The organism is Rhodococcus sp. JVH1 (genome assembly GCF_000280725.2).
GTDB classification, from domain to species: domain Bacteria; phylum Actinomycetota; class Actinomycetes; order Mycobacteriales; family Mycobacteriaceae; genus Rhodococcus_F; species Rhodococcus_F jostii_A.
Map to the genome: position 1 here is coordinate 3838255 of NZ_CP166289.1, position 17364 is coordinate 3855618.

A 17364-nucleotide genomic window follows, 5' to 3' on the forward strand; every position below is an offset into this window, starting at 1 on the left:
GAGAACACCCATGCACTTCCACGACGACGCCCTCTTCCCCGAGACCCAGGAGAAGCTGGTCATCACGTGTGCCCCGTACGGTCCCGAGTGGGAGCCGGACGACTTCCGCGAAGACCTGCCGCTGACGATGGACGAGCACGTCCAGAAGGCAGTGGACTGCTACGAGGCCGGCGCCACCGTCCTGCACATCCACGTCCGTGAGCTCGACGGCAAGGGCTCCAAGCGGCTCTCGAAGTTCAACGAGTTGCTCGCCGGACTGCGCCAGGCGGTGCCGGACATGATCCTGCAGGTCGGCGGATCGATCTCCTTCGCACCCGAAGGCGAAGGCGCGGATGCGAAGTGGCTCTCGGACGACACGCGGCACATGCTGGCCGACCTCGATCCCGCACCCGACCAGGTGACGATCGCGATCAACACCTCTCAGATGAACATCATGGAACTCATGACCGCCGACGACATCGCCGGCACCTCGATGGAGCGGCCCGAGCTCGCCGAGGCGTACCGGGAGATGACGGTACCGGCAGGCCCGGCGTGGGTCGAGGAGCATCTGCGTCGCCTGCAGGCGGCCGGAATTCAGCCGCACTTCCAGCTCTCGAGCATCCCCCAGCTCGAGACCGTCGAGCGGCTCATCCGGCGCGGGATCTACACCGGTCCGCTCAACCTGACCTGGGTCGGCATCGGCGGCGGCTTCGACGGCCCCAACCCGTACAACATCATGAACTTCATCCAGCGAGTCCCGGACGGTGCCTGCCTGACCCTCGAGACCCTGATGCGCAGCGTGCTGCCGGTCAACGCGATGGCGATCGCGATGGGCCTGCACCCCCGTTGCGGTAACGAAGACACCATCTGGGGACGCAAGGGCGAGAAGATGACCTCCGTCCAGCAGGTCGAGCAGTTGGTCCGCGTCGCGGGTGAACTGGGCCGCGAGGTGGCCACCGGCAAGGAGGCCCGTGACATCTACCGGATCGGTCAGACCTACGCCGATGCCGACGAGACACTCGCCAAGCTCGGCTACGCGCCCAACCGCCGTCCCGGACAGGTCGGCTTCACCCACCACGCCTGATCTTCGGCGCCGGGGGATTTGCATCACGCCGGGGAGAGAGCCGGACAGACCGCCGCTCACACGAGCACGGCCGGCTCTCTCCCCCACCCCTTTATCACTCCTGACGGCCATAGGAGGCCTCATGGGATTGCCCGCCACCACCGCCCTGAACACCACCACCCCGAATACCACCACCGGGAGCACCGCCCCGGCCTCCCGGTCGCGGTTCTACCCCTGGATCGTCTTCGCACTCACCTTCGGCCTGCTGCTGTCGGACTACATGTCCCGGCAGGTCCTCAGTGCCGTCTTCCCGCTCCTTAAAACCGAATGGACACTGACCGATTCACAGCTGGCGTCGCTCAGCAGCGTCGTCGCGCTGATGGTCGGACTGCTCACCCTCCCGCTGTCGCTGCTCGCCGACCGGTGGGGTCGCGTGAAGAGCCTCGTCCTGATGGCCGTGCTCTGGAGCATCGCCACACTGCTCTGCGCCGTGGCGAGCAGCTACGAGCAGATGCTCGGGGCCCGCTTCCTGGTCGGCGTGGGTGAAGCCGCCTACGGCAGCGTCGGCATCGCGGTGGTTCTCAGCGTGTTCGCCCCGCGAGTGCACTCCACACTCAGCGGCGCCTTCATGGGCGGCGGATCGTTCGGGTCCGTGATCGGCGTCGCCCTCGGCGGCGTGATCGCCGTAAACCTCGGCTGGCGCTGGTCGTTCGCCGCGATGGCCGTCTTCGGGCTCATGCTCGTCGCCCTGTTCCGGGCTCTGGTCTCCGAACGCAAACTTGCTCAGCATGCGGCCGACGACGACCCGGCCGACGCACCCGGCCCCGCCGGATTCCGGGCGCCGATCTCGAGCCTGTTCACCACCCCCGCCGTCGTGTTCGCCTACATCGGTGGTGGCCTCCAGATGTTCACTGCCGGTGTGCTTCTGGCGTGGCTGCCGAGTTTCTTCAACCGATCCTACGGTCTCGCTCTCGACAAGGCCGGTGCGATGGCCTCGATCTTCGTCCTCCTCGTCGGCAGCGGCATGGTGGTGTGCGGCATCATTACCGACCGCGTGAGCCGCAACGACCCAGCGCGGAAATGGACCACCGCGGTGGTCTTCGGAGTGATCTCCCTCGTCTTCCTCGGCGCCGGGTTCCAGTTGCCGACCGGCACGCCCCAACTGGTCCTGATCGGCATCGGTGCCTTCTTCTCCGCCGGCTCGTCCGGCCCCATCGCCGCGATGGTCGCGAACCTCACCCACTCGTCGGTGCGCGCCTCAGCCTTCGGCACACTCACCCTGGCCAACAACCTCCTCGGACTGGCACTGGGACCCTTCGTCGTCGGGGTGCTGGCCGACCGCTTCGGCCTGGTCACAGCCCTGCAGATCGCTCCCCTGATCTACATCGTCGCGATCGTGGCCCTGATCCTCGGCAAGCGCGCCTACCCGGCCGGACGCCGCAAGCTCGCCGCCCTCACCGCCGCACCCGCCTGATCCACCTCCGAAGAATTGGAGCCGACCGTGACCACCTCCACCTCCACCTCCACCTCACCGACCGTGGTGATCGTGCCCGGACTGCGGGACCACGTCACCGACCACTGGCAGACCTTGCTCGCCGAGAGGCTCGACACCGCGCGGACGGTGCCGCCGCTCGAACGGGACAAGCTCAGCCTCGCGGCCCGGGTCGCCGCCCTCGACACCGTCCTCGCCGACATCGACGGCCCGGTCGTGCTGGTCGCTCACAGTGCGGGAGTCGCGATTACCGTCCACTGGGCGCAGCAGTCGACCCGCCCGATCCAGGGCGCCCTGCTCGCCACCCCACCGGACCTCGAGGAACCACTGCCCGCGGGGTATCCCACCCCCGAGGAACTCGAGCAGGGTGGTTGGGATCCCGTCCCCCGCCGCCGGCTGCCGTTCCCCAGCGTCGTCGCCGCCAGCACGAACGATCCGCTGGCCCGATTCCGTCGGGTCGCCGGAATGGCCGAGGCCTGGGGGAGCCGGCTCGTCGACCTCGGTGCGGTCGGACACCTCAACCCGGCCGCCGGTTACGGGTACTGGCCGTACGCCGAGGAACTGCTCCGGGAACTGATCGAGAGCACGGTCGTTCCCGGGCTCGCGAACGCAGGTGGCCGATGACGCGCAAGGTCTTCGGTTCGGCAGCCGACGCGGTCGCGGACATCACCTCCGGTGCGTCGCTGGCGGTCGGCGGGTTCGGGTTGTGCGGAATCCCGGACGAGCTGATCGCCGCGATCGCCGCCGGTGACGTCACCGATCTGGAGGTGTTTTCCAACAACTGCGGCGTCGACGGCCACGGACTCGGTATCCTGCTCGCCCACAGTCGGATTCGCCGCGTCACCGCGTCGTATGTCGGGGAGAACAAGGAATTTGCGCGCCAATACCTGACGGGTGAGCTCGAGGTCGAACTGACGCCGCAGGGCACTCTGGCCGAAAAGCTGCGTGCCGGCGGTGCGGGGATCCCCGCGTTCTTCACCCCCGCAGGGGTCGGAACGCCCGTGTCCGACGGCGGGCTGCCGTGGCGGTACGCCGCCGACGGATCGGTGGCCGTCGCGTCTCCGCCGAAGGAGATCCGCGAGTTCGCAGGCCGCCAGTATGTGCTCGAGGAGTCGATCACCGCCGACTTCGCACTCGTCCACGCCCGCATCGGCGACGCCGAAGGCAACCTCGTCTTCGCCAAGGCCGCAGGCAACTTCAACCCGCTCGCCGCGATGGCCGGCCGTGTCTGTATCGCGCAGGTCGAGCAGCTCGTCGAGCCCGGTGTCCTCGACCCGGCGCGGGTGCACCTGCCGGGGATCTTCGTCGACCGGATCGTCCACACCGGGACTCAGGACAAGCAGATCGAGAAACGCACCGTCGCCGCGAGGAAGGACTGACATGACGACCATCGTCGAGACGATCGGCTGGACCCGCGAGGGAATGGCAGCCCGTGCTGCCCAGGAACTGTCGCCGGGCGAGTACGTCAACCTCGGTATCGGGCTGCCCACGCTGATCCCCAACTTCCTGCCGCCGGGGGTCGAGGTGACGCTGCACAGCGAGAACGGCATCCTCGGGACCGGCCCGTATCCCGACGAGGACGCGGTCGACGCGGATCTGATCAACGCAGGCAAGGAAACGGTCACCGTCAACGCGGGCGCATCGTTCTTCGATTCGGCGCTCAGCTTCGGGATGATCCGCGGCGCCCACATCGACACCGCCGTCCTCGGCGGAATGCAGGTCTCCGCGGCAGGCGACCTCGCGAACTGGATGGTTCCGGGAAAGATGGTCAAGGGCATGGGCGGTGCGATGGACCTCGTGCACGGCGCCCGCACAGTCATCGTGGTCATGGAGCACTGCGACAAGTCCGGTGCCCCGAAGATCGTCGAACGCTGCACCCTGCCTCTCACCGGACGCGGTGTCGTGCACCGGATCATTACCAACCTGGCCGTCGTCGACGTCACCGACTCCGGTCTCGTGTTGCGCGAGTGCGCGCCCGGGGTCACCGCAGACCTGGTGCGCGCCGCCACCGCAGCGGCGCTGTCGTAGCGCTTCTCCCACCCGCCCACCACGAGAAAGTTTCCCGTGCTCAACCTTTCCGTCCTTCTCGAAGACTCCGCCCGCCGATTCCCCGACCGCGACGCCCTGATTCTCGGCGACACACGAATGACGTACGCCGACCTCGACGCCCGGTCGAACCAGGTCGCGAACCTGCTGATGTCGTGCGGCATCGAACCCGGTGACAAGGTCGCGCTCTCCTGTCCCAACATCCCCCAGTTCCCCGTCGTCTACTACGGCATCCTCAAGGCCGGCGCCGTGGTCGTACCGCTCAACGTGTTGCTCAAGGACCGCGAGATCGCGTACCACCTCGCCGATTCCGACGCCAAGGCGTACTTGTGCTATGACGGCACCCCCGACCTGCCGATGGGCGAGTACGGGCGCTCCGCGTTCACACAGAGTCCCGACTGCCGCACCATGTTCCGCATCACCGCCGACCCCGACGCTCCCGCCACGATCGATGGCATCGGAAGGCTCGCGGACGCCGTCGCGGATCGCGACACCGAGGTCGAGACCGTGGTCCGCGAACCCGGGGACACCGCTGTCATCCTCTACACGAGCGGGACCACCGGAAAACCCAAGGGCGCCGAGCTCACCCACGCCAACATGGTGCTCAACGCGCTGACCGCCAACCGACTCTTCGACAGCACTCCAGCCACCCACGACCGGTACCTGGTGACCCTCCCGCTGTTCCACTCGTTCGGCCAGACCGTCACCCTCAATGCCGGAATCTCGGTCGGGGCGACCCTCGTGCTGCTGCCCCGGTTCGAGGCCGCCGCCGTACTCGACCTCATCGAACGGGAGAACATCACCGTATTCGCCGGGGTGCCCACCATGTACTGGGGCCTGCTCGGCGCCCTCGACGAACACCCCGCCGACATCGACCGCATCGCCGGCAACATGCGACTCGCGATCTCCGGCGGCGCCGCGCTGCCGGTGGAGATCCTCACCCGGTTCGCCGACCGCTTCGGTGTCCAGATCCTCGAGGGATACGGACTGTCCGAGACGTCACCGCTCGCGACGTTCAGCGACCCCGGAGGCGATCCACGGCCCGGCTCGATCGGTGTCCCGGTGTGGGGAATCGAGGCCCGGCTCGTCGACAGGAACTGGAACACCGTCACCGGAGCCGGCGACATCGGCGAGATCGCGTTGCGCGGCCACAACATCATGAAGGGCTACTACAACCGCCCGGACGCCACGGCAGAAGTGCTGCGGGACGGCTGGTTCCGGACCGGCGACCTCGCCCGCGTCGACGACGACGGCTTCTACTACATCGTCGACCGGGTCAAGGACCTGATCGTGCGCGGCGGATTCAATGTGTACCCCCGCGAGATCGAAGAGGTCCTCCTCGGCCACGACGCCATCTCTCTCGCCGCCGTCGTCGGCGTCCCCGACGACAGCCACGGCGAGGAGATCAAGGCGTACGTCATCCTCGAGCCGGGCACACAGGTCACCGCGGACGAGGTGATCGCCTGGGCCAGGCAGCAGATGGCGAGCTACAAGTACCCCCGCACCGTCGAATTCGTCACCACCCTTCCGATGACCGCCACCGGCAAGATCCTCAAACGCGAACTCGGCCGCGCCCCGGCCGCACTCTGATATCGAAAGCACAAGCGTGAGCGACACTCCCCTCCCCACCATCCCCGACGAGCTCACCGCTCCCCTCGACCTCCTCCTCACCAGCGGAACCCGCGGCGTCGCCGCCCGCATGCTCCCCGACAGCTCGTGGGGCCGCCTCGGGGTCAGCCTCGCCGGCCGTCCGGGGACCCTCGCCCGGCGCGGCGGCGCCCTCGCCCGCGAACTCGGCGCAATTACCGCCGGCACCTCGGACCGATCTCCCGCGAAGGCCGACAAGCGCTTCGGCGACGCCGCGTGGCAACAGAATCCTGCCCTGCGCCGGGCGATGCAGGCGTATCTCGCGACATCGCACACCGCCGCCGCCCTGCTCGACGACGCCGAACTCGACTGGCGTGACCACGAGCGGATGCGGTTCGTTCTCGACAACCTCGTCGAAGGTCTGTCCCCCTCCAACAATCCACTCCTCAGCCCGCTCGGCTGGAAGGCAATGGTGGACACCGGCGGTCTCAGTGCGGCACGCGGCGTCCGGGCGTTCGTGCGCGACATACTGTCGAGCCCTCGCGTGCCTGCCATGGTCGAACCCGACGCGTTCGCCGTCGGGGAGGACGTGGCTGCAACGAAGGGTGCCGTGGTCCTGCAGACCCGCACCTTCGAACTGATCCACTACACGCCGCAGACGGAAAAGGTCCACGCCACACCGCTGTTGATCGTCCCGCCCGTCATCAACAAGTACTACATACTCGACATCGCACCGGGCCGCAGTCTCGTCGAGTACCTCCTGCAGCAGGGTCAGCAGGTCTTCGCGATCTCCTGGCGCAACCCGCACGCCCGCCACCGGGACTGGGGTGCCGACACGTACGGTGCCGCGATCGTGGAGGCGCTCGACGCGGTGCAGTGCATCGCCGGGACCGACAGCGCCCACCTCCTGGGCACCTGCTCGGGCGGGATTCTCGCGGCGATGGTCGCCGCGCATCTCACCCAGGTCGGCGAGGGCGACCGCGTCGCCGGCCTCACCCTGGCCGTCACCGTCCTCGACCAGACCCAGGCCGGTACCGCGGCGGCCGTCATGAGCGAGCGCGCCGCCGCAGCCGCCATCCGCGCCTCGGCCGCCAAGGGATATCTCGACGGCCGCACCCTCGCCGAGATGTTCGCCTGGCTGCGTCCGACCGACCTGATCTGGCGGTACTGGGTGAACAACTACGTGCAGGGCCGGGCTCCCGCAGCCTTCGACGTGCTGTTCTGGAACTCGGACACCACCCGCATGGCGGCGGCACTGCACCGCGATCTCGTCCTGCTCGGACTGCGCAACGCGCTGACGGCGCCGGGCGCTGCGACCATGCTCGGCACACCCGTCGACCTGGCCACCGTGACCGCCGACGCGTACGTCGTCGGCGGCTCCGCCGACCACCTCTGCCCGTGGCAGTCCACCTACCGGAGCGCTCGCCTCCTCGGCAGCAAGGACTCCCGGTTCGTGCTGTCGTCGAACGGTCACATCGCCTCACTCGTGAACCCGCCGGGTAATCCGCGAGCGTCCTTCCGATTCGGGCAGCCCGCCCCGGAGACTCCGGACGAGTGGCTGACCGCGGCGGAGACCGCACCGGACTCGTGGTGGCCCGACTACGCCCGCTGGCTCGCCGAGCGCAGCGGACCCGACATCGACGCGCCCGGCGGCCTCGGCGCCCGGCAGTTCCCCCCGCTCGGTCCCGCCCCGGGCACCTACGTCCACCACAGCTGACCCGCTCGACACCACAGAGGTAATCCATGCCCATGCATCACACACAGCCCACCGATCTCCTCGATCTCGTCGGACAGACCATCGGAACCACCGGCACGCTGAAAATCGCGCAGAATCAGGTGAATCTGTTCGCCGACGCGACCGGGGACCACCAGTGGATCCACACCGATCCCGAACGCGCGGCCAGCGGCCCCTTCGGCAGCACGATCGCGCACGGCTACCTCACGCTGTCGCTGGCGCCGAGCGTCCTCGCCGAGGTTCTCACCGTCGACGGCGTCCACGCCGCCCTCAATTACGGCCTGAACAAGGTGCGGTTCCCCGCTCCCGTGCCCGTCGGTTCCGCGCTCCGCGTCACCGTGTCCGTCATCTCGGGCGAGCAGAAACCGGCCGGCATCGAGGCCGTCTTCCGCTTGACCTACGAGATCGACGGCGGAACGCGTCCGGTGTGCGTCGCCGACGTCGTGGTGCTCTACACGTGAGCGTGACCGAATTGTTCGGCAGGAGCGACCGGTTCGAGGACAGGGTCGTTCCGGTCGGGGGTCGGCGGATCCGGTTGCGGATCCGCCGCGGGACCGGTGTGCCCCTGGTTCTGTGCAACGGCATCGGAGCGGGCCTGGAAGTGCTGGACCCGCTGGTCGCCGCGATGGATCCGGCGGTGCCGATCATCCGCTTCGACGTTCCCGGCACCGGGGGTTCGCCGGCATCACCGGTCCCGTACGCCATTCCCGCGCTCGCGTGCGGCCTGAGCCGCCTCCTCGACGAGATCGGGGTCGGTGCCGTCGACGTCCTCGGATTGTCCTGGGGCGGAGCGCTGGCCCAGCAGTTCGCCCTGCAGAACCCGCGGCGCTGCCGGCGACTCGTCCTCGTCGCCACCGGAACCGGTGCCGTGATGATTCCCGGCCACCCGCGTGTGCTCGCGAAGATGCTGACTCCGAGACGGTTCACCGACACCGGCTACGCCACGGCCATCGCCGGCGACCTGTACGGCGGCACGGCCCGCGACGGCGGCGAGGGCGTTGCGCGCATCTTTCGGAAGCAGACGCACACGGGCTCGCGCATCGGTTATCTCCACCAACTCCTCGCGGGGGCGGTGTGGACGAGCCTGCCGGTACTACCACTCATCCGGCAGCCCACGCTGATCGTCGCGGGCACCGACGACCCGATCATTCCCGTCGCCAACGCCCACGTCATGAACGCGCTCCTGCCGCACGCGACCCTGCACCTCCACCCCGGCGGGCACCTCGACATCGTCACCAATGCAGCCGATCTCGCCCCTGCTGTCACGACCTTTCTCGCGGCTCCGTAGCCGTCGGCCCGCACAACAGGTCAGCCGTCCTCCCCGATCGCCGCAAGCGTCGTCCGCAGACGCTCGGTATCCGCCGGGGTCCAGCCCTCGGGCGACAGGATTGCGCTCCACGCGTCGGCGATGTCGACGACGTACGTGTGTCCGTGCCCGTCGGGAACGCCCGTCGACACCGCCATGTCGGCCGCCACCTGAAGGAACGTCACGAACGGGAACCACTGGGTGCTGTCGAGGACGTCGTATCCACGGTCCTCCTTCAGCCAATCCGGCTCGCTCAGCAGCAATTCCGGCGACCACCAGACGATCGGGTCCGACGGGTGCTGCAGATAGACCATCCGTGGCCGTCCCCACGGGGCGTCGGGGCGCGGCAGGTCCTCCGGCGCCCGCGCTCCGAATCGAACAGTCTCGCCCTGCTCGTAGATCGGAAGCCATTCGGGCGAGCCCGGATCGCGGTTCGTGGTGACGTCGGTCCAGATCTCGTTCGCGTTCGGCGGTCCCGTGAACAACACACCGTCGGTGCGCGCCTCGACGTCGTCGACACTGCCGAATGCACTTTCGCCCCCGAACGAGCCGAGGCTCTCCCCCGTCACGACGAGCTTCGGGCGGGACGCCGGCGGCAAGACCTTCCATTTGTCGTACACCGCGTCGAACAAGGCCTCCCCGGCCTGGTGGGCCCGCTCCTTGTCCACCAGGAAGGACAGCCAACTCGGCAGATAGGAGTACTGCAACCCGACCATCGCGGTGTCGCCGTTGTACATGTACTCCAGCGAGGAGGCGAGGCTCTCGTTGATCCACCCGGTACCGGTGGTCGTGGCCACGCCGACGACCGCACGATCGAACCCGCCTGCGCGTTCGAGTTCGTCCGCTGCCAGTTGGGCGTTCTCGCGGATCGAATCGCCGCCGCTGGCGAGCCCGGCGTACGTCCGGATCGGCTCCACCGCGGGCCGCCCTCCATTGAACGCGGACAATTCGTCGACGGTCGGACCACGCGACATGAAGGAACGGCCCTGCCGACCCAGCGAATCCCACGTGACGAGCGAGTCCGGCCCGCCCGAACGCAGCGACGACGTCGGCGGCTCGTCACCGGCCTTGGTCTCCTGGTTGACGGCGGCGAACGAATTGTTCAACCCCGACATGATCACCCGCACCGCCGCGCCGTTGACGAGTGCGAAGAGCAGCGCGACCACCAGTACACCGATGACCGTCGCCGAGATCCGCCGCGGCACCACCCGGCTGATCTTGCGTTCGACCCACCACACCGCCCGCAGCAGCACGCGGGCCAGCGCCACCAACCCGACGTAGATCAGCACCGCCACGATCACCATGACGAGATAGCCGAACCACGGGAACGGTGCGGCACTCATGATCGCCCGCAACTGCGACTGCCAATCCCAGAACCACACCAGCAACGCCGCGGTTCCGACGATCCCGATCACCGACGCCACCCGGCGCACCACTGTCTTCACCCGGGCAGGCGCCTCCCGGTGCACGAGGTAGCGGATCAACTTGGAACCGAGGAATCCGATGGCGTAGCCGATCGCCGCCGAAACGCCGGTGACCAATCCCTGGAAGAACGGACCACGCGGCAGCAGTGTCGGCGTCAACGACAGCCACACGAACAGCACCGCGACCACCAGCCCCCCGAAGGCATAGCGGTCCGGACGCCAGCGGCGATACCCGGGTGGCCGGACGGGACCGGCTTCGCGCTCGGGTGCACCATCGATCACTTCGTTCGGCACCTACCAAGCGTAGCCGTCACAGAGTCACGTTCGACGGCAATCCGCAATCACACCGCGTCCCGTGAACATCGAAGCCCACGTGGGATGTTCGCATTTCGGCCGAGTCCGCTCACCCCGGCGTCATCGGCGACCTGTGAGACCGGTGTCCGCGCGCGACCCCGGGATCCTGAATCGTTCATCAGGTCCGGGTGAGGACCCGTGGCCCGATCTGGTGGGCGAGCTCGAGCGCGAGTTCGAGCGCCAGCCGGCGTTCGCCGGGATGGTGACCGAGGAGTTCGGTTGCACGCGCGACGCGTTGCAGGACGGTGTTGCGGTGGGTGTGCAGGCGGACGGCGGCGCGGGGTGCGTTGTCCGCTTCGTCGAGAAACACCCGCAAGGTCTCGCGGAGCCGAGCTGCACTGGGTGTGTCCGCGGCGAGCGGGCCCAGCGTCGTGGCGACGAAATCGGCCGCGCGGTCTGGGTTCTGCGCTGCCAGCGCCGTGACTTCGAGGTCGCGGTAGAGCGCTAGGCGCGCGCCGCTCGGATGCCCGCTGAGCAGCCGCTGGACGGTCAGCGCCGCATCATGTGAGCGGCGGAACCCGGTGATGCCGGGCTGGGTGGGGCCGACCGCGACGCGGACATTGGGTTGCGCTCGGGTGAGCGCGTCGCGCAGTGTGTCGAGCGCGGGGTCGGAGTCGGTGCCGAACCATGCCCACAGCGTCGAGGTCCCGGCGGGGAGGGTCAGCGGAGGGCGCGCACCGGCGGCGCGGGCGAGGCTGGTGGCGGCGGACTCCAGCGCGCCCTGCACCTCGCCGGGCGGTTGGGCCCACAACACGAGTGCGGTATGGCGCCGGGCCAGTTCGTACCCCAGGCGTTCGCCGGCTCGGCGGCTGTCGATCGGGGCACCGTCGAGGATCAGACGAATGGTCTCGGCACGGCGTGCGAGCGCACCACCGAGCACCTCCTCGCGCTCGCGCTGCGCGTCGGCAATGACACGGCCGATCACGTGGTCGACGTACTCGAACAGGTGCTGCGAAAACGCCTCCAACAACTCGACGAGCTGCGGGCCCGGTGGGACGATCCGTGCGGCGTGCGCGATGAAGCTCTGCCACACCAGGTTCTGCCCTCGGCGGTAGGCGTGGAAGATCACGTCGAGGTCGCTGCCGCGGCGAACGACGGTGCGGACCACATCCAGCGCCTCCGGTGGGACGTCGATCGGTGCGGCGCGGCCGTCGCGGCGTGCGAGTGTAGTGAGTAGGCGCGCGACGTTCGCGCGGTTGCTTGCCGACATCTCCGCCGCGATTGCTGCATCGGCGCCCAGCGCTGGGGCCAGCTTGACCTCCTCGGCGTCCATGTCTTCGACGAACTGATCGAGTTCGGCGAGCATCGACTCGGCGACATCACCCATGAGACCGACGATCACAGTCGGGGTCGTTCCGCTGGTCATGAAACGAGTGTGCTACCGCACATAGTCGGGGGCAAGGATTAGGCGAGCGGACATGTCGCTGGGCGCGGGTGCAGAACTACTGTGAAACACATCACAACCTCGCACGACAGCGACCAGGAGACCCCAGTGACGATCACGACCATTCCCGAGGTGGAGACCATGGACTTCGATGTGTTGATCATCGGCGCCGGCATCTCCGGAATCGGTGCGGCCTACCACCTGAAGACCCGCCGACCCGACACGACGTTCGCGATCCTGGAGGGTAAGGACGCGATCGGCGGGACGTGGACCCAGTTCCGCTACCCGGGGATCCGCTCGGACTCCGACATGCCGACCTTCGGCTTCGGATTCAAGCCGTGGACGCACAAGAAGGCGATCGCCGACGCGCACATCATCCTGGACTACCTGCAGGAGACCGTCACCGAGAACCACATCGACGAGCACATCCGATTCGGATACCGGGTGTCGTCGGCGGAGTTCTCCTCGTCGGCGGGGCGCTGGACCGTGACCGCACAACGTTCCGGCAGCGACGAGACCGTGCAGATCACCGCGCGATTCCTGTTCTCCGGCACCGGCTACTACAACCACGAGGCCGGCTTCACGCCCGAGTTCGACGGCATCGAGGACTTCACCGGCCAAGTGGTTCATCCCCAGCACTGGCCCGAAGAGCTCGACTACTCCGGCAAGAAGGTGGTTGTCATCGGCAGCGGCGCGACCGCGGCAACGCTGATCCCCGCGATGGCCGGCACCGCCGCGCACATCACGATGTTGCAGCGCTCGCCGAGCTACGTGCTCTCGCTGCCGGCCGAGGACGCGATCGCGAACACGCTCAACAAGCTGATCGGCCCGAAGCGTGCCTACCCGATCATCCGGCGCAAGAACATCATGATGCACCGCGGGATCTTCAAGGCCTGCCGCCGCTCCCCGAAGCTCATGCGCAAGCTGTTGATCGCCAACGTCCGCCGCCAACTGCCCAAGAACTTCGACGTCGACACCCACTTCACCCCCCGCTACAACCCCTGGGATCAGCGCCTGTGCATGGTGCCCAACGGCGACCTGTTCAAGGCGATCTCGACAGGCCACGCCTCGGTGGTGACGGACCGGATCGAGCGTTTCACCGAAACCGGGATCCGGCTCGAGTCCGGCCAGGAACTCGAGGCCGACATCGTCGTCACCGCCACCGGTCTGAACATGCTCGCGTTCGGTGCGATCCAGCTCAGTGTCGACGGAGAGCCGGTGAATCCGCCCGACACGACCGTCTACAAGTCGATGATGCTCAGCGGCCTACCGAACTTCGTGTTCGCACTCGGCTACACGAACATCTCCTGGACGCTCAAGGTCGACCTCATCAGCGAGCACTTCTGCCGACTGCTCGACCACATGGACGAGCGCGGCTACACCACAGTCGAACCGGTCCTCACCGATCCGGGCATGGAACGGGTCCCGTTGCTCGACCTCACCTCCGGATACGTCCAGCGTGCGGTCGCCGCGTTCCCCCGTGCAGGCACCAGCGGCCCGTGGACGGCCGCGATGGCCTACGAGAAGGACGTCGAGCGGCTGCGTGAGGGGCCGATCGAGGACCCCGACCTGCGATTCACCGCCAACCAGCCGGCTCTGCTGGCCTCGTGATCGGAGCGAGCACGATGAAGAACGAGATCACCTTCACCAGCCACGGCGTCACCTGTGCGGCCTGGCACGTTTCGGCCACCACCGACGCGGCGGACCGGGAACCCGGCCGGCCGTGCGTGGTCATGGCACACGGCTTCGGCGGCACCCGGGACACCGGCCTGCTGAGCTACGCCGAGGCATTCGCTGAGGCAGGCATCGATGCGTTCGTCTTCGACTACCGCGGCTTCGGTGACTCGGACGGCGGTCCACGCCAGGATGTTTCGTTCCGGCGTCAGCGACAGGACTACCGTGCCGCGATCGATGCGGCCCGCCGCCTGCCGGGCGTCGACCCGGACCGGATCGCACTGTGGGGGACGTCGTACTCCGGTGGTCACGTCATCGCGGTCGCGGCGGAGGATCGGCGCATCTCGGCGGTCGTTTCCATGACACCGGCCACCGACGGGTCGGCCGCCCTGGTGCAGATCGCCCGCTATGCCGGACCCGGCCAGCTGGTTCGCGCCACCGGACACGGGCTGCGGGACGTCGCCCGTGCGCTGACCAAGCGCGCACCGCACCACGTTCCGCTGGTCGGGCAGCCCGGGTCGGCGGCGATCATCAGCACGCCCGGCGCCGAGGAGGCCTACACCTCCATGGCCGGCGCCACCTGGCGCAACGAAGTGTGTGCACGCACAGCGCTGGAGGTCGGGTTGAACCGGCCCACTACGTTCGCCCGTCGTCTCACCTGCCCGATCCTGGTGCAAGTCGGCACACGCGACCGCATCGCGCCGCCTGACGCCGCGCGCCGGACCGCCGCGAAGGCCGGTCCGCTCGCGCAACTACGCGAGTACCCCGTCGATCACTTCGACGTCTACCAGGGGCCGTGGCAGCAGCAGGCACTGGCCGACCAGCTCGCCTTTCTCCACCAAGTCCTCGACCCCGTCCGCAGCACGCCGTCACTGACGATGTGAGACGGCACCCATCGCACATCAGAAATGTGCATCACCGAACACGAATGGAGAAGTTATGTCCGACCTGAATCGGGTCACCGTATTGGGCGCAGGTGTCCTCGGCGGGCAGATTGCATGGCACAGCGCGTTCAAGGGAAAGGACGTTGTCGTCTACGACCTACACCAGAAGGCCATCGACAATTGCCGTGCTGCGCACGAAATGTACGCCGACATCTACCGCGTGGACGTCGCCGCCACCGACGAGGACATCGCGAAGACCCGGAAACGGTTGACCTACAGCACCGACATTTCCGAGGCCGTTCAGCATGCAGACTTGGTCATCGAAGCGGTATCGGAGAGGCCCGACGTGAAGACCAGCGTCTACGAGACCATGGCACCGCACCTCCCCGAACACACGTTGATCGCGACGAACTCGTCGACATTGTTGCCGCAGGACTTTGCAGCAGCGACCGGCCGTCCGGAAAAATACTGCGCGATGCATTTCGCCAATCTCATCTGGAAACTGAATGCAGTGGAGATCATGGCGCACCCGGAAACCGCGCGAGATACGTTGATCGCGGCAACGGAGTTCGGAATCGAAATCGGCATGGTCCCCGTCCCGATACAGAAGCAGCAGAATGGGTACGCCATCAATACCTGGCTCGTTCCCCTGCTGAATGCCGCACAAACCCTCGTGACAAACGATGTCGCAACCGCCGAGGACGTCGACCGCACCTACATGATCGTCAATCGAGGCTGCTCCATGGGCCCATTGGGGCTGATGGACGTCGTCGGTATGACCACCGTGTTCAATGTTCTCGACCACTGGGGGCATGTGAACAACGACGAGCAGATGCTCCGGAATGCCCACTACATCGAGAAGAACTTCCTCGATCAGGGTCTGCTGGGATTGCAGACAGGACGGGGATACTACAACTATCCCGATCCCGCCTACGGCACCGACGACTTCCTTTCTCCCCCAGACATTTCCGCAGCCTCCGACATTGCGGAAAAGGCGTTACTGCTCCACACGTCGGCCAATAGGCCACCGGCGCGATGTGGCAGCACAGGGGTGAACAACCCCGACGAGCAATCGCGACATGTCGGTAAGCCTCATGAGCACGCACCCACTACCCGGGTGGTCGCCTGGTAGTCACCCGTTTCGGGGGATGTGACCGGCGCTGCGGGTGTCGAGGCTGGAAGCCGGACAACAATGCGAGGCGGCTACAGCATGCACAACCGGATCGAGGTGACGTCAATCGATATCCGCGATTGGTCGGAGCCATTCCGCGCGAAGGCCAACTACTGGCCGAGCCGGGCGACCCACCGGCCTGGTGGCCGACCTAGCCCGCGCCTTCACTGACCCACCGTCATCCACATCAATTGGAGGAAACCATGGCCCTCGATACATTCGCCCTCCTGGCGGCGACCTACGACTCGCAGGACGCCGCGATCGCCGACTACGACGCCGTGCACGAGCTCTACGTCGAGACGGGCCTGGTCGATACCTACGACGCCGCCGTCATCACCAGAACGGACAAAGGCAAGGTCAAGATAGTCAAGAAGCATGAGCAGCCGACCCGGCAGGGCGCCTGGGGCGGACTCGGCATCGGCCTGGTCGGGGGTGCGCTCGTTGCCCTGTTCCCAGCCGTAGGGCTCGGGGCCGGGCTGTTGTTGGGTGGCGCCGGCGGCGCTGGTCTCGGGGCCCTCGGCGGGCACGTCGCGGCCGGGATGAGCCGCTCCGACCTCAAGGAGGTGGGTGAGCTGCTCGACGCGGGTGACAGCGGACTGATCGTCGTTGCGGCGACGGACCTCGAGGCGCGCGTCGAGAAGGCGCTCGAACGCGCCTCCAAGGTGACCAAGAAGCAGCTCGAGGCGGACACGGAGCAGGTCAGCAAGGAGATCGACGAGGCCTCCAAATCCTGAGAATTGCACCGACACGACGGTTCGACGCCTCGCGCCTCCGGTCGCACGACGTCGAGGGCGAGCCCGATTCTTCTAGACGGGGTCCGTGGGCTCTCGGCGCTTCCGTGAGCGCTCGATGGCGCCGTAGAGGAGTTTGCCGCCGATCCCCAAGAGCACCAGGTTGGTGACCATTTGGGTGGTGACCACCGCCCGTCCGGTGTCCGAGACGGCCAGGATGTCCCCGAATCCGACGGTCGAGAAGACGGTGACGGTGAAATACAGCGACGCCATCCGGGACAGCGCGGCCGAGAAGCTGCCCGGGTTCACCGCCGCCATCAGGTAGTACATGATCGAGAATCCGAGCAGGTAGAGCGGCAGGACGGTGGCGATCGCCTCGACGGCCTGGGGCACCGGGTACCGCGATCGCAGGATCCGGCGGAACTGCCACGTGGTCACCGCACCGAACACGCAAATCGCCCCGACGAGCAGCAGCCAGCTCCGTGGATCGTTCACATTGTCCAGTGGCACAGTAAAATACAGCGCAAGTAGCAG

The 17364-nt window shown here is 67.4% G+C and carries 16 protein-coding genes; 13 read left to right on the forward strand and 3 right to left on the reverse strand.

The features are described from left to right. Positions 1 to 10: 10 nt before the first annotated feature. From JVH1_RS17680 to JVH1_RS17720, 9 genes are all read left to right on the forward strand, one after another. Entirely contained in the window at positions 11 to 1063 is a 1053-nt protein-coding gene (locus JVH1_RS17680) for a 3-keto-5-aminohexanoate cleavage protein (RefSeq protein ID WP_009476856.1), read from the forward strand. Between the two features lie 121 nt (positions 1064 to 1184). Beyond that, positions 1185 to 2516, forward strand: a complete 1332-nt coding sequence (locus JVH1_RS17685) for an MFS transporter (RefSeq protein ID WP_009476855.1) — start codon at positions 1185 to 1187, stop codon at positions 2514 to 2516. A gap of 27 nt (positions 2517 to 2543) precedes the next feature. Further along, positions 2544 to 3158, forward strand: coding sequence for an alpha/beta hydrolase (locus tag JVH1_RS17690; RefSeq protein WP_009476854.1), 615 nt, complete (start codon positions 2544 to 2546; stop codon positions 3156 to 3158). After that, positions 3155 to 3913, forward strand: coding sequence for a CoA transferase subunit A (locus JVH1_RS17695; protein ID WP_009476853.1), 759 nt, complete (start codon positions 3155 to 3157; stop codon positions 3911 to 3913). Before JVH1_RS17690 ends, JVH1_RS17695 begins: the two co-directional genes overlap by 4 nt. Before the next feature lies 1 nt (position 3914). Next, on the forward strand, positions 3915 to 4562 hold the full coding sequence (locus tag JVH1_RS17700) for a CoA transferase subunit B (protein ID WP_009476852.1): 648 nt from the start codon (positions 3915 to 3917) through the stop codon (positions 4560 to 4562). Between the two features lie 36 nt (positions 4563 to 4598). Then, positions 4599 to 6170: a long-chain fatty acid--CoA ligase gene (locus JVH1_RS17705; RefSeq protein WP_009476851.1), complete on the forward strand. Its 1572-nt coding sequence runs from the start codon at positions 4599 to 4601 to the stop codon at positions 6168 to 6170. Positions 6171 to 6186: 16 nt separating this feature from the next. After that, positions 6187 to 7884 (forward strand): alpha/beta hydrolase, encoded by a 1698-nt coding sequence (locus JVH1_RS17710; RefSeq protein WP_009476850.1) that lies wholly within the window; start codon positions 6187 to 6189, stop codon positions 7882 to 7884. Positions 7885 to 7916: 32 nt separating this feature from the next. Next, positions 7917 to 8363: a MaoC family dehydratase gene (locus JVH1_RS17715; protein ID WP_009476849.1), complete on the forward strand. Its 447-nt coding sequence runs from the start codon at positions 7917 to 7919 to the stop codon at positions 8361 to 8363. Then, positions 8360 to 9190 carry an alpha/beta fold hydrolase gene (locus tag JVH1_RS17720; protein ID WP_009476848.1) on the forward strand — a complete coding sequence of 277 codons (831 nt, stop codon included), beginning with the start codon at positions 8360 to 8362 and terminating at the stop codon, positions 9188 to 9190. The genes JVH1_RS17715 and JVH1_RS17720 overlap by 4 nt, the downstream gene beginning before the upstream one ends. Before the next feature lie 20 nt (positions 9191 to 9210). On the opposite strand, the gene JVH1_RS17725 is transcribed toward JVH1_RS17720, so the two are convergent. After that, on the reverse strand, positions 9211 to 10926 hold the full coding sequence (locus JVH1_RS17725) for an alpha/beta-hydrolase family protein (protein WP_009476847.1): 1716 nt from the start codon (positions 10924 to 10926) through the stop codon (positions 9211 to 9213). A 178-nt stretch (positions 10927 to 11104) separates the two neighbouring features. Further along, entirely contained in the window at positions 11105 to 12352 is a 1248-nt protein-coding gene (locus tag JVH1_RS17730) for a CdaR family transcriptional regulator (protein WP_192817849.1), read from the reverse strand. 159 nt (positions 12353 to 12511) lie between these two features. On the opposite strand from JVH1_RS17730, the gene JVH1_RS17735 reads away from it, so the two are divergent. From JVH1_RS17735 to JVH1_RS17750, 4 genes are all read left to right on the forward strand, one after another. Continuing rightward, positions 12512 to 13981, forward strand: a complete 1470-nt coding sequence (locus JVH1_RS17735; protein ID WP_192817851.1) for an NAD(P)/FAD-dependent oxidoreductase — start codon at positions 12512 to 12514, stop codon at positions 13979 to 13981. Between the two features lie 14 nt (positions 13982 to 13995). Further along, positions 13996 to 14928 (forward strand): alpha/beta hydrolase, encoded by a 933-nt coding sequence (locus tag JVH1_RS17740; RefSeq protein ID WP_009476844.1) that lies wholly within the window; start codon positions 13996 to 13998, stop codon positions 14926 to 14928. A gap of 55 nt (positions 14929 to 14983) precedes the next feature. After that, entirely contained in the window at positions 14984 to 16060 is a 1077-nt protein-coding gene (locus JVH1_RS17745) for a 3-hydroxyacyl-CoA dehydrogenase (RefSeq protein WP_009476843.1), read from the forward strand. A gap of 242 nt (positions 16061 to 16302) precedes the next feature. Beyond that, positions 16303 to 16833, forward strand: a complete 531-nt coding sequence (locus JVH1_RS17750) for a DUF1269 domain-containing protein (RefSeq protein ID WP_009476842.1) — start codon at positions 16303 to 16305, stop codon at positions 16831 to 16833. A gap of 72 nt (positions 16834 to 16905) precedes the next feature. Here JVH1_RS17750 and JVH1_RS17755 read toward each other — a convergent pair whose 3' ends face one another. Continuing rightward, on the reverse strand, positions 16906 to 17325 hold the full coding sequence (locus JVH1_RS17755) for a potassium channel family protein (protein WP_157174040.1): 420 nt from the start codon (positions 17323 to 17325) through the stop codon (positions 16906 to 16908). Positions 17326 to 17364: the final 39 nt, after the last annotated feature.

Excerpts from the sequence above, each read along its gene's own strand:
- JVH1_RS17735 (WP_192817851.1), top strand. The coding sequence starts at position 12,512 with ATGGACTTCGATGTGTTGATCATCGGCGCCGGCATCTCCGGAATCGGT.
- JVH1_RS17695 (WP_009476853.1), top strand. The coding sequence starts at position 3,155 with ATGACGCGCAAGGTCTTCGGTTCGGCAGCCGACGCGGTCGCGGACATC.
- JVH1_RS17715 (WP_009476849.1), top strand. The coding sequence starts at position 7,917 with ATGCATCACACACAGCCCACCGATCTCCTCGATCTCGTCGGACAGACC.
- JVH1_RS17740 (WP_009476844.1), top strand. The coding sequence starts at position 13,996 with ATGAAGAACGAGATCACCTTCACCAGCCACGGCGTCACCTGTGCGGCC.
- JVH1_RS17745 (WP_009476843.1), top strand. The coding sequence starts at position 14,984 with ATGTCCGACCTGAATCGGGTCACCGTATTGGGCGCAGGTGTCCTCGGC.
- JVH1_RS17700 (WP_009476852.1), top strand. The coding sequence starts at position 3,915 with ATGACGACCATCGTCGAGACGATCGGCTGGACCCGCGAGGGAATGGCA.
- JVH1_RS17750 (WP_009476842.1), top strand. The coding sequence starts at position 16,303 with ATGGCCCTCGATACATTCGCCCTCCTGGCGGCGACCTACGACTCGCAG.
- JVH1_RS17730 (WP_192817849.1), bottom strand. The coding sequence starts at position 12,352 with ATGACCAGCGGAACGACCCCGACTGTGATCGTCGGTCTCATGGGTGAT.
- JVH1_RS17680 (WP_009476856.1), top strand. The coding sequence starts at position 11 with ATGCACTTCCACGACGACGCCCTCTTCCCCGAGACCCAGGAGAAGCTG.
- JVH1_RS17685 (WP_009476855.1), top strand. The coding sequence starts at position 1,185 with ATGGGATTGCCCGCCACCACCGCCCTGAACACCACCACCCCGAATACC.